This is a genomic window from Neobacillus ginsengisoli, assembly GCF_030813055.1.
On record NZ_JAUSTW010000001.1, the window covers coordinates 764,642 to 776,846 of the forward strand.

12 protein-coding genes are annotated in these 12,205 nt (G+C 36.7%); 9 read left to right on the forward strand and 3 right to left on the reverse strand.

Going from position 1 to position 12,205, the window contains the following annotated elements; translation table 11 throughout:
- Positions 1-98 precede the first annotated feature (98 nt).
- Both J2S10_RS04110 and dapF read left to right on the forward strand, forming a co-directional pair.
- On the forward strand, positions 99-884 hold the full coding sequence (locus tag J2S10_RS04110; protein ID WP_307404642.1) for a hypothetical protein: 786 nt from the start codon (positions 99-101) through the stop codon (positions 882-884).
- A 118-nt stretch (positions 885-1,002) separates the two neighbouring features.
- Positions 1,003-1,986: a diaminopimelate epimerase gene (gene dapF, locus J2S10_RS04115; RefSeq protein WP_307404644.1), complete on the forward strand. Its 984-nt coding sequence runs from the start codon at positions 1,003-1,005 to the stop codon at positions 1,984-1,986.
- Between the two features lie 7 nt (positions 1,987-1,993).
- On the opposite strand, the gene J2S10_RS04120 is transcribed toward dapF, so the two are convergent.
- On the reverse strand, positions 1,994-3,829 hold the full coding sequence (locus J2S10_RS04120; RefSeq protein WP_307404646.1) for a DNA ligase D: 1,836 nt from the start codon (positions 3,827-3,829) through the stop codon (positions 1,994-1,996).
- Positions 3,830-3,958: 129 nt separating this feature from the next.
- On the opposite strand from J2S10_RS04120, the gene ku reads away from it, so the two are divergent.
- From ku to J2S10_RS04140, 4 genes are all read left to right on the forward strand, one after another.
- The gene (gene ku / locus J2S10_RS04125; RefSeq protein ID WP_307404648.1) at positions 3,959-4,789 is read left to right on the forward strand and encodes a non-homologous end joining protein Ku; all 831 of its coding nucleotides are present in this window, start codon (positions 3,959-3,961) and stop codon (positions 4,787-4,789) included.
- 102 nt (positions 4,790-4,891) lie between these two features.
- Positions 4,892-5,851, forward strand: coding sequence for a nucleoside hydrolase (locus J2S10_RS04130; protein WP_307404650.1), 960 nt, complete (start codon positions 4,892-4,894; stop codon positions 5,849-5,851).
- Between the two features lie 220 nt (positions 5,852-6,071).
- Entirely contained in the window at positions 6,072-6,272 is a 201-nt protein-coding gene (locus J2S10_RS04135; protein ID WP_307404652.1) for a cold-shock protein, read from the forward strand.
- 230 nt (positions 6,273-6,502) lie between these two features.
- On the forward strand, positions 6,503-6,706 hold the full coding sequence (locus J2S10_RS04140) for a cold-shock protein (RefSeq protein WP_307404653.1): 204 nt from the start codon (positions 6,503-6,505) through the stop codon (positions 6,704-6,706).
- Between the two features lie 55 nt (positions 6,707-6,761).
- Here J2S10_RS04140 and J2S10_RS04145 read toward each other — a convergent pair whose 3' ends face one another.
- Positions 6,762-7,055: a DUF6509 family protein gene (locus J2S10_RS04145; protein WP_307404655.1), complete on the reverse strand. Its 294-nt coding sequence runs from the start codon at positions 7,053-7,055 to the stop codon at positions 6,762-6,764.
- 234 nt (positions 7,056-7,289) lie between these two features.
- Here J2S10_RS04145 and J2S10_RS04150 point away from each other — a divergent pair, with 234 nt between their 5' ends.
- From J2S10_RS04150 to J2S10_RS04160, 3 genes are read left to right on the forward strand one after another with little or no spacing between them, the layout of a single operon-like run.
- A complete protein-coding gene (locus tag J2S10_RS04150) occupies positions 7,290-8,042 on the forward strand; it encodes a DeoR/GlpR family DNA-binding transcription regulator (protein ID WP_307404657.1) in 753 nt (250 codons plus the stop codon).
- Positions 8,039-8,953, forward strand: a complete 915-nt coding sequence (pfkB, locus tag J2S10_RS04155) for a 1-phosphofructokinase (protein WP_307404659.1) — start codon at positions 8,039-8,041, stop codon at positions 8,951-8,953. Before J2S10_RS04150 ends, pfkB begins: the two co-directional genes overlap by 4 nt.
- A 12-nt stretch (positions 8,954-8,965) precedes the next feature.
- Positions 8,966-10,837, forward strand: a complete 1,872-nt coding sequence (locus J2S10_RS04160; protein ID WP_307404662.1) for a PTS fructose transporter subunit IIABC — start codon at positions 8,966-8,968, stop codon at positions 10,835-10,837.
- 36 nt (positions 10,838-10,873) lie between these two features.
- On the opposite strand, the gene J2S10_RS04165 is transcribed toward J2S10_RS04160, so the two are convergent.
- Positions 10,874-12,148, reverse strand: a complete 1,275-nt coding sequence (locus J2S10_RS04165) for an MFS transporter (protein WP_307404664.1) — start codon at positions 12,146-12,148, stop codon at positions 10,874-10,876.
- Positions 12,149-12,205: the final 57 nt, after the last annotated feature.

The following is a 12,205-nucleotide window of genomic DNA, read 5'->3' on the forward strand; positions in this document are numbered from 1 at the left end:
ATAGGCATATCCAATTTTTGAAATTAATAATCTCCTATCATTATTTAGACTTTTGAATAATAGAATGAAACAAGAGGTTTTGATAAGGAGTTTTCTGGATGAAAATAAATGAATATTACCGGGATACCGCCAATATAAGCTTGAATGGGAGTATTGCTGCATTAGTTCCAACAATCCTGATAATAGGAGGAAATATATCATTTTTTCAAAAAAAAGAAATCATGTTATTATCAATCCCTTTTCTCGTATACAGTCTATTAGGATTTCAAATTTATTTATTCAGACTTAATCAGTCAATTTCCATTGGAAAAAATATCAAAAAAACTAAAAGCCTCTATCAATCAATATTTAATGCTAAACAACTATTAGTGGTCTATTTAAATACCCAAAACCCACGCTTACTTCTTTATTTTCCAGACGGCCATCAAGCAGGAGAAATCAAAAAATACCGTGAAAAAGGGTTCAAGATTTTTGGATTTACAAAAACGTTTGCTCTCTATAATTTTCATGATCAAGTAATAGGATTTTTTAAGGTGAAAGGAAAAAAACATCTAAAAATTGAAATTTATGACCGCGACAATGTCTATTTGGGCTGCTATGAAAAAAAGAAGGTAGCTTGGAGGAAGCAAAAAAAAGAATGGCTTGATGCATCAGGAAGATACATTGGTGCAGTGGAAGGGTCAACCTTTTTTATGGATGAACATCTTTTAGATAATTCGAATAGACAGGTGGGCAGACTTCGTCGAGGTTGGATGCCGTTAGAGTGGAGCCCTATTTTTCCTGAGCCCAATACCCCGGTACTTTCATTTTGGGAGGGACTGTCTGAAGTCGACAAGCTAGTTAGAATGTCATTTTTAATCAATGAATACTTTATTGAAAGGTGAAAATCACCAAAGTCAATAAGTTTGAATAAACTTTGCTCAATAGATCATGGTTTCTTTCATTCTTGTTGTTTGATAGAATAGATTTAAAAATTGTCACTCTATTTTGGAGGTTTTATCAGTGCAAATCGATTTAATTAAAGGTCATGGGTCAGGCAATGATTTTCTTCTGATTGATGAAATTTCGAATTCATATTCATTCTCGGAAAATGAAAGAGCTGCTCTAGCCAGATTGTTATGTAATAGGGATACGGAATTAGGAGCCGACGGGATCCTTTTTGTCATGAAAAGCAATCGTGCCAATGGCAGAATGCGGGTATTTAACGCTGACGGTTCTGAAGCTTCCATGTGTGGAAACGGTCTGCGCCTTGTGGCTAGATATATGTGTGAAATGCTTCAATTAAATGAAGCCGTAATTGAAACCATGAAAGCTGACTTAAAAGTATGTAAACAAGCGGATTTATATCCAAATGTAGTCACTTATCAAGTGGAAATATCACCGGTTTCGTTTCAAGTAAAAGATCTGCCGTTACTATTAAATCAACCCTCCTTACTAAATGAAAAAATACCGGAGTTATCAGCTGAGTTGTCTTTTACAGCTCTTTCAGTACCAAATCCGCATTTGATTGCGATTGTTGAAACGGAAGTTTTACAAACTGATTTTCAGAAGCAACTGAGTGAAAGGGTAAATGGACCCAATGAATTGTTTCCTGATGGTGTGAATGTCAGTTTTGTTAAAGCCATCAATAAGGGTAATATATATGTGAGAACCTTTGAACGGGGCGTAGGATTTACGAATGCATGCGGAACCGCGATGTCTGCATCATCTTTAGTCACTTGTCTGCAAGAATTAAATAAATCTGAGACAGTGATTAATGTTTATAATAATGGCGGCAAAGTACAATGTGTTGTTCACGATGTTAAGGGGAATTACACAATCGACCTTATTGGAAATGCTACGTATCTCTATCAAGCTGTTGTTAATGTTGACCTCAAAGCCGGAGTTTTTTCACTGGCGTCAAAAAATGATTACAAGGAACAGCCTTCTTACGAAAAGCTTCAAGAAGATGCACAGCATTTTTTAAATCAGACAATCAAAGGATAAGGCCACCTTATCCTTTTTTTTGTTTTAAAAACTCAAGTACCGGGGTAAATGGTTGAATTTGTTTCGTTTGAAAGTAATGATGAAATGGATCGCCACTTTTTCGAATTCGATGTAAGACATTTTCCAGATTAAAGGACACAGATTCAAGTTTTTCATCCACTTCCTCCCAAAATAACGGTGTTGCCACACCGGCACGTTCGTTTCCCCTCATTGAATAGGGAGCTACAATGGTTTTTCCCTCCCCGTGCTGCACATAGTCAACATATAGTCGGTTGCCGCGATTTTTTTTCAGCCTTTCAATTGTAAATGAATCGGGATCCTTGGAAATTAAATATTCGGCGATAAAGCCGGTAAACAATCTTGTATCATCATATGAATAGGTATTCTCCGGCAATGGAAGGTATATTTGTAAGCCTTTATTTCCGGAAGTTTTTATAAAACCGATTAACTGTAATTGATCAAGGACCTCTTTTATGAGTAAAGCAGCTTTAATTGCCAAGTGAAAAGCATCCTTGGACGGTGGGTCTAAATCAAAAACAATTTCACTGGGTCCTATACTGTTTATGGTTTGAAATGGCACGTGAAATTCAATTGCTAATTGATTTCCTAGCCAGATAAGCGTTTTTAGATCATTGCAAACAATATAGTCTATACCTTCAATGTTTCGGGTTTGTACATATTCAGGCGCATAATCCGGACAATTCTTTTGATAAAAAGCCTCCCCAAACATCCCATGCGGATAACGGATTACCGTTAATAAACGATTTTTTAAAAAAGGCAGAATGTAGGGTGAAGCTTCCCGTAAATACAGGATATAATCGGCCTTTTTTATGTTGAGTTTTTCCCAAAGCGGTTTATCCGGGTGGGTTATGTCTAAATTTTCCGGTAAATTTTTTTGCTGAAAAATAAATCGCTCATACGTACATTCTGAAGGCTCCAGATCAAAACGAAAGCGATCAAAATGCGGCTCCCGCAGCTGATTTTCGTAAAGTTCCAGATATTTCACTTCTAGACAGATAGCAGGTAGAACATAAATGAATTGGGAATCCTCCCGCTGCAAATTTTGTTTAATGGTTTGTTGCAGAGCTTGTTTTTCTTCAGGTTTAAAACCGAACAGAACTTGACCAATCGGATGAATCTTTTTGTTATTGTAAACCCCTAAATAAAAATATCCATTGGTTTTGTCGTATGACGTAACAAAACAACTTACATATTTCCAATTTTTATACTTTAACCACTGGGTTGAACGTTTACCTTCTTCCCAAGGGCTATTTTTATATTTTGCGACAATACCTTCACCGTCATAAAGGACAACCTTTTCCCACAAATCATTAAAATCCGAATAGGCTTCAACAAGTTGAAGTAATTGATGCTCATGCGGCTCAACCTCCGTTCCTAAACCAATTTTCTGAAACAGTTTTAAAAGTTCTTTTTTGCGTTTATGAAAGTTAAAAGAATAAAGAGGATTACCGGATATTATTAATAAATCGAAGACCATTAAATGGCAAGGAGATTTGCTTGCTTGTTCGCTTATTTTTTTCCCGGACTTCAACCTTCCTCGTACCTGGATGGTCGAAAAAATACCCTTATAAGGGTTTTCAAGAAAAACAAGTTCACCATCCAACCGAAGTGGAAGAAAAGGCTTAAATTCTTCCTTATAGGTAAGCAAGAACTCTTTAATTTCAGGGAATTGCGGTAATAATGGTTTACCGTTTCTACTGGTTAATTCCATTCCTTGGGTATTCCAATCTAAGATGGCTCGAAAGCCATCGTATTTTACCTCGTAGTACCAATCGGAATGAATAGGAAGCTCAAAGGTAAGACTTGGCAGCATTGGTTTCATTAAAAGATATCCCTTCTTTTTTTCTTAGTTTGTATAAAAGTGCTCTGCATCATCCGTTTCCAGCAGTTTTTAGGAATGTGATTTTTGCTGAAACGTAAAATAAAAACAAAAAGATTGGAGAACTCCCATATGCATACAATGTGGAAAGGCAGCATAAGCTTTGGGCTTGTTAACATTCCGATAAAGCTTCATACTGCTACAGAGGATAAGGACATTAAACTCCGAACCCTTCATAACAAATGTCATGCCCCGATAAAATATGAAAAAGTATGTTCTGTTTGTGAAGAGGAAGTGAAACCCGAAGACATTGTGAAAGCATACGAATATACAAAGGGTAAATTTGTTGTTCTTGATAATGATGACTTGGAAAAGTTACGGAAAGAAAACGAAGAGAAGGCTGTAGAAATCATTGATTTTGTAAAAATGGAACAAATAGATCCCATCTACTTTGATAGAAGTTATTATATGTCCCCGCATGAAGGGGGAGGGAAAGCGTATTCATTATTACGAAAGGCTTTACAGGAAACACAAAAGGTCGGTCTTGCTAAAATCATTATCCGTTCAAAGGAGCAGCTTGCCGTCATACGTGTTTATGAAAATACTTTGGTTATGGAAACCATTCATTATCCGGATGAGGTCCGCAGTGCAGGAGATGTGCCGGGCGTTCCTTCCGAAGATAAAGTAACTAAAAAGGAACTGGACACCGCCATTTTACTGATTGATCAATTAACATCTGAATTTGAACCTGAAAAATATACGGACGAATATCGGACAGCACTAGTGGAATTGATTGATTTGAAACGAACCGGTAAAGAAACAGTGACACCTGCAACAAAAGAAGCAGCATCAAACGTTACCGATTTAATGGCGGCATTGCAGGCATCAATTGATCGGACAAAACCAAAAAAGGCTGCGGCTCCAAGAAAGAAGGCAGCTCCAAAGGTGAAAAAGGAAGCATGAAGCAGTTAATTAAACCCGGCTCTGGTTTTATACGAGGCGGGTCTTTATTTTACATAAAAAGGAATAGAATAGTTAAGTAACAAAATAATAAGGGGTGAAAAAATGGTTAATGTGCTAATGTTTGCGGATCCCGGAATTGATGATTCCTTTGCGATAATGTACGCCCTGCTCAATCCGAAAATAAACCTTGTTGGAATTGTCAGCGGTTATGGAAATACCCCGAAAGAAAAATCAATAAAAAATACAGCATACTTATTAAATCTCGGAGGTAGAGATGATATTCCCATCATAGCCGGTACTGCCGGTCCGTTATTGGGTGAACCAATTCAATATTATCCGGAAATTCATGGTAAAGAAGGATTGGGCCCTATCAAGCCGCCTGAAAATTTAGCAAATGTAAAAGTTTATGATTTTAACAAAATTCTTGAAATTGTTACTCAATATAAAAACAACCTTGTTATTGTTTCTGTCGGAAGATTGACCGAGTTGGCATTGATGTATATTTTATATGGTAAAGATGCTTTAAAGGACGTAAATGCCTTTTATATTATGGGCGGTGCTTTCTTAGTGCCAGGAAATATTACTGCTGAATCAGAAGCAAACTTTTATACCGATCCGATTGCAGCAAATTCGGTTATGGAAAAAGGTAGAAATATTTTTTTACATCCTTTAAATATAACCAATAAAGCGATCATCACGCCTGATATCATTGATTATCTGGCAGAACACAGCCCAACACCATTCAGACCACTGCTAAAACCCGCATTTGATTATTATTTTAAGGCATATCAAAAAAATGTACCGGGTATTAAAGGAGCACCCATGCATGATGTTGTTCCGTTGATGGCATTAATAAATCCAAATTTAGTAAAATACATTTCAAGACGAGTTCGGGTAGAGGAATTTGGTACAGCTAAAGGAAAAAGTATCGCCGATTTTCGTCCAAAACCCGATAAAGAACGTCCTGAAGATATAGATTATATTGGTATGGAAGCAGATATTCAGAAATTTGTTGAAGATTTTATCGAGATTTTCCTACAGGGAAATCTACAAAAAACCTAAACTATTATATAATTTAAGTGTTTAAAATAAATTTGACTTAAAGCCTATTGTGAGATAAAATAAAGGTACGCTTTTAAGTTCGTTAATATTTATGTGGTTTAAGTAGCCGTAACTGCACGAAATAGTGGGTGATGTCTATTGCCCCAAAGTGTATATACGGTTTTTTTATTTTTAAATGTACAATAAACTTAAAGTGAACAATTTGTTGGAGGTACTATCCATGAAAAACGGTAAAGTTAAATGGTTTAATGCAGAAAAAGGTTTCGGATTTATTGAATCTGAAGGCGGCCAAGACGTGTTCGTTCACTTCTCAGCTATCCAAACTGAAGGCTTCAAAACTTTAGAAGAAGGCCAATCAGTATCTTTTGAAATCGTTGAAGGCGCTCGTGGACCACAAGCTGCTAACGTAAAAACAGTTTAATTGACTAAAATAAAAGGTGATGCAATGATTAAGGCATCACCTTTTTATCTATATTCTTATAATAAGTAGTTCAATAGATTCTATGTTAATCAGATAGAGCATATTTATTAAATGGTGCATAAATTCCATTTTCTCTTTGTCTTTTTATATTGGCAAAAATCATTTATTAAGCCTTTTAAAGAAGCAAGTGTTCAAAAACAGTCATGCAATACGTACAAGGGGTGATCGTTTTGGCGTTTGGAAGAAGAAATGATGAAGAAGTAAAATTAGAAGAAACAAAAATTTGGGTGTGCAATTCAGATAATTGCAAATGCTGGATTCGCGATAATTTTAAAAGCAGTGACGTACCCCTGTGTCCTATTTGTAAAAGTGAAATGAGTCTTACAACAAAAGAATTACAAGTAATTCACAATCATAGTAAGAACTTCATGTGATTAAAAAATAGAATAATTTATAAATTAAAAAAAGCAGGTATTGAACCTGCTTTTTTTATTCACAAATATTCTCCTGACAAAAGCTGAGGACTTGTGCCTCTTCCTCTTCTTCGAGAGCAAAATCGAGAACTTTTTCGCTTCCGCTTTCATAAAAATGATAATTTGTAATCCTTGTCTTATTTTCCTCGATGACGAAAATAACTTTTAAGCCAATGCCTTTATCTGAATAGAGCTCATCCTCTTCATCTACTTCAAGTTCCAGAAAAAATTCAAATCTGTCTCCAGTTAATAAGCCAAATGGATCTTCCAGTTTTTCAACAGAATAGCCGGTAATGTTCAAGTGTATCATCCTTTGCTTTATGTAGTCCTTATTATTATACACATTTTTTGAAGAACGCCTAAAACAGGCGTTTTTTTATTTGAAAAAATGAAAAAAACGGGCAATGGTTGTATTTGTGACAAAAATATCTCCAAAAACAATCAAAAATAATCAAATTATGAAAGTTTTTGAAAGAAAATGATTGATTTTTGCAATCGTTTTCAGTAAGATATAATCAAGATAAAAATTTAAGGCGGTGATGATATGTTAACACCGGAACGTCATCGAATTATTTTACAGTTATTAAAAGAAAAAAATATCGTGAAAATCCAGGAAATCGTTGACCTTACGAATACTTCGGAATCAACGATACGCCGTGATTTATCACAATTAGAAGAAGAAAAATTTTTAAAAAGAATCCACGGCGGTGCCTCAAGGTTGCAAGGGAAATTACAAGAACCGAGTATGATTGAGAAATCTTCCAAAAACCTTCAAGAAAAACGCCGAATTGCCAAGTACGCCGCTAGTTTGGTGGAAATAGGTGATTGCATCTATCTTGATGCAGGGTCAACTGTTATTGAAATGATTGAATTTTTAACAGTTAAAGATATTGTGGTTGTAACAAATGGATTAATGCATTTGCCTCCTTTGCTAAATAAGGGTATACAAACCTTTTTAATCGGTGGTTTTGCTAAACCGAATACAAACGCAACAATCGGTAGAGGAGCACTGGCCGGGCTTGAGCTTTATCGATTTGATAAATGCTTTATGGGAGTTAATGGAATCCATCCTCAGTTTGGTTTTACAACGCCTGACCAGGAAGAAGCAATGGTGAAACAAAAGGCAATGTCTCTTTCCAGGGAAGTATATGTTTTGGCAGATTATACGAAGTTTTCTGAAATTTCCTTTGCGAAAATTGCTAATATCCAGGATGCAGCCATTATCACCAACGAAATAGAAGAAGATACTGAGAAACAATATGTAAAAAGAACAACAATAAAGGTCGTGACAGCATGATATATACACTCACATTAAATCCTTCGGTGGATTACATTGTCCAACTTGAAAGATTTGAGTTAGGTGATTTAAATCGGACGATTTCGGAAACAAAATATCCCGGCGGTAAGGGCATTAACGTCTCTAGAGTGTTAAGAGAATTAGGTGTTACAAGTATTGCCCTTGGATTTAACGGCGGTTTTACAGGGAAATACATTGAGGATTATCTCCATTATGAAAAAATCGAAACAGATTTTATTAAAGTAATGGATGATACACGGATTAATATCAAACTAAAAACGGGCCAAGAGACAGAAATAAACGCAAAAGGTCCGAACATTACTGAAGAAGATTTTCAGTTGTTAAAAAGGAAAATTGGTCAATTAACCAAAAATGATCTGTTAGTTTTAGCAGGGAGTATTCCTTCAACATTACCAGAATCAACCTATGAAGAACTTGTGAAAATCTGTAAGGAAAACGGTGTTGAATTTGTTTGTGATGCGGAAGGTGATCTTCTTAAAAACGTACTTGCCTTTCATCCTTTTCTTATTAAACCGAACCATCATGAACTTGGAGAATTATTTAACACCACGATATCAAGTTGTGAGGAAGTTATACCTTATGGGAAAAAACTCATTGAAATGGGTGCCAAAAATGTCATCGTTTCCCTTGCTGATAAAGGTGCAGTCTTTATCAGTGAAAAAATGTCCTTAATTGCTGAAGTTCCAAAAGGGCAAGTAAAAAATTCAGTTGGTGCCGGGGACTCGGTAGTGGCAGGATTCTTGGCCGAATACCAGAGAAACACAAATGTTAAAGAGGCTTTTCAACATAGTGTTGCTGCAGGAAGTGCTACTGCATTTTCACTAGGTTTATGTACAAAGGAAAAGATTGAAGAAATCCTTTCGAAAGTTCAAATTAGAGAAATTTTATAAGGGGAGAAACATATGAAAATTACTGAGCTGCTAACTAAAAGCACAATACTTTTAAATGTCGAGGGCAGACAAAAAGAAGAAGCAATCGACCAGCTTGTTGATGTGTTGTTCAATGCAAAAAAAATATCCAATCGCTCCGAATTTAAGGCTGCAATAGTAAAACGTGAAGAACAAAGTACAACAGGTATTGGCGAAGGGATTGCCATTCCGCATGCAAAAACAAAAGTGGTAACGGAAGCAGCAATTGCATTCGGTAAATCAGTTGCAGGCGTCGATTATCAATCATTGGACGGGCAGCCTGCACATTTGTTCTTTATGATTGCTGCACCTGAAGGAGCCAATAATACACATTTAGAAGCATTAGCTCGTCTTTCGGGACTTTTAATGAAACAGGAAGTGCGCGATCAGTTAATGAAAGCAACAACTGCTGATGAAATTATTAATGTTATTAACATCCATGATCAAGAAGACGACAAAGTGCAAGACGTTTCAAACAAAAAGAACGCAATTGTTGCTGTTACCGGCTGCCCAACCGGTATTGCGCACACCTATATGGCAGCGGATTCATTAAAAGCAAAGGCCGTTGAAATGGGTGTCGATATCAAGGTTGAAACAAACGGCTCAGGAGGAGCAAAAAATGTTCTGACAAAAGAGGAAATTGATAATGCAGTTGCAGTAATTATTGCTGCGGATATCAACGTTGAAATGGAAAGATTCAAAGGCAAGCATGTTATCCAAGCGGCTGTAGCCGATGGAATCCGCAAGCCGAAGCAATTAATTGATAAAGCCTTAAAGCAGGATGCGCCAATTTATACAGGTAACGGAGGCAAAAGTGAATCCGGTACAGATCAAAAAGGTAGATCAGGCTTTTACAAACATTTGATGAATGGTGTTTCTAATATGCTTCCATTTGTAGTCGGAGGCGGTATCTTAATTGCGATTTGCTTTATGTTTGGTTATAACTCTTTTAAACCGGGTGACCCAACCTATAATAAAATTTCTGAAGCTTTGATGACAATTGGCGGCGGAAATGCCTTCAATTTAATCGTTCCGGTTCTTGCAGGATTTATCGCTTCAAGTATTGCTGACCGTCCGGGATTTGCACCGGGTATGGTTGGTGGAATGATGGCAGCAAGCAGCGGAGCAGGATTCCTTGGAGGAATGATTGCCGGTTTCCTTGCAGGTTATGTAGTAGTTCTGTTGAAAAAGGTATTCGCAAATCTTCCACAATCATTGGAAGGCATTAAAAGTATTTTAATCTATCCTCTATTAGGAATAGGAATTACCGGTTTTATTATGCTCTTTGCTGTTGATACACCTGTTGGTATTTTAAATAAGGCGATTGCTCATTGGTTGACAAGTTTAGGTACAGGAAATGCGGTATTATTAGGTGTTATATTAGGACTTATGATGGCATTTGATATGGGTGGCCCAATCAATAAGGCAGCCTATGTGTTTGGTACAGGTCTATTGTCAAGCGGAGTATATGAGCCAATGGCAGCGATTATGGCTGCAGGAATGGTACCGCCGTTAGCCATTGCGATTTCTACAACAATTTTTAAAAATAAATTTACTAAACAGGATAAAGATGCCGGGAAGGCTTGTTATATCATGGGATTATCCTTTATAACCGAAGGGGCCATACCTTTCGCAGCAGCTGATCCACTTCGTGTCATTCCTGCAAATATGATTGGTGCTGCAATTGCAGGAGCATTATCGATGGCATTTGGCATAGGTCTAAGAGCACCGCATGGTGGAATCTTCGTCGTGCCGCTTGTTGAACATGGAGCCCTTAAATACGCATTAGCAATTTTAATAGGTTCTGTTGTAGCAGCATTATTAATTGGTTTCTTTAAAAAGCCAGTGAAAACAGCATCTTTATAAAAACCAGCCGGTAAACATTGTTTACCGGCGTTTTTTCTAGCTTTGTGTACTTGGTTTTATGGCAATTAAGGCAACAAATGCCGCGATTATACTAAGACTGCTTAGTAAAATAAAAATCCAATGGTTAGAGTGCTTCATTAACACCGCAATAATCGGAGGACCCGCAGCTACCCCGATAAATCTCATGGAACTGTATATCGAAGTAATGGTACCCCGTTCTTTTTTCTCAATTCCCTCTGTTATAAGGGCATCAAGACAAGGAAGTCCAATTCCTATACCGATACCGCTTATTAAGAACATGCTAATCATAAACCATAATTGAATTGAAAACCATAAGGCTGCTATCGAAAGAGCTGCTGCCACGATACCTCCGAATGTTAGCCACTTCATAAGCACTTTATTTTTCTTAATAATTTTCCCGCTAATAAAAGAAGATAAACAAAGTGCACTAAGGGGAAATGCTAAAAAGAATCCTTTTTTTATATTCTTAATTCCATATTCTTTTTCAAATATTTCTGATAGGTAAAATAAGATTCCAAAAAGGATGAGCATCAGGATACCGCCAATAAAAAAAATGGCATACAACCAAGATCCCTTTTCAGTAAAGGTCGCCCTTACAGTTTTAAAAAATTGTTTGAAGGGAACAGGTTTATCGTTAGTTTTGGGACATTTGACTAAAAAAAGCATCAATACAACTGATAAAACACAGAAAACCGGAAAAGAGAAAAAGGGTAAGAACCAGATAAACCCTGCTAAAAAAGCACCTAATATCGGACTTAATACCTTTCCAAAGGTATTGGAGGTTTCAATTAGGCCCAAGCAGCTGCTTACATCATCATCACTTTTAAACATATCTCCAACTAACGGCATGACAATAGGTGCAGCTCCTGCAGCTCCAACCCCTTGCAAGGACCGCCCGACAAGGATAATCCAATATGAATTATCCATTTTCCATGCAGCCCATCCGGATATGAGTCCGCCGATGCCGGCAATAATCAGACTTGGTATAATTACTTTTTTTCTTCCAATATGGTCTGATAAATAGCCTGCTATCGGGATTAAAAAGATGGCAACTATGGAATAAACGGTAATGATCATACTAGTTTGAAAGGATGAAATAGATAATTTTTTTTCCATGGAAGGTAAAACAGGGATTAACATCGAATTCCCTAATGTCATAACCAAGGGAATGGAAGATAGGGATACAATGGCCCACTTTTGCTTAGACACTTCACCGGTCTTCTTTTGACCTGCTGAAGATGAACTACTTTTAGTTGCTCGTGGCTGGCAAATATGTTCAATGTTTTCCATTAACTTTCTATCCCGCCTTCGTTATATGCTAAAGTTAATATTAGCTTTCTACTTAGA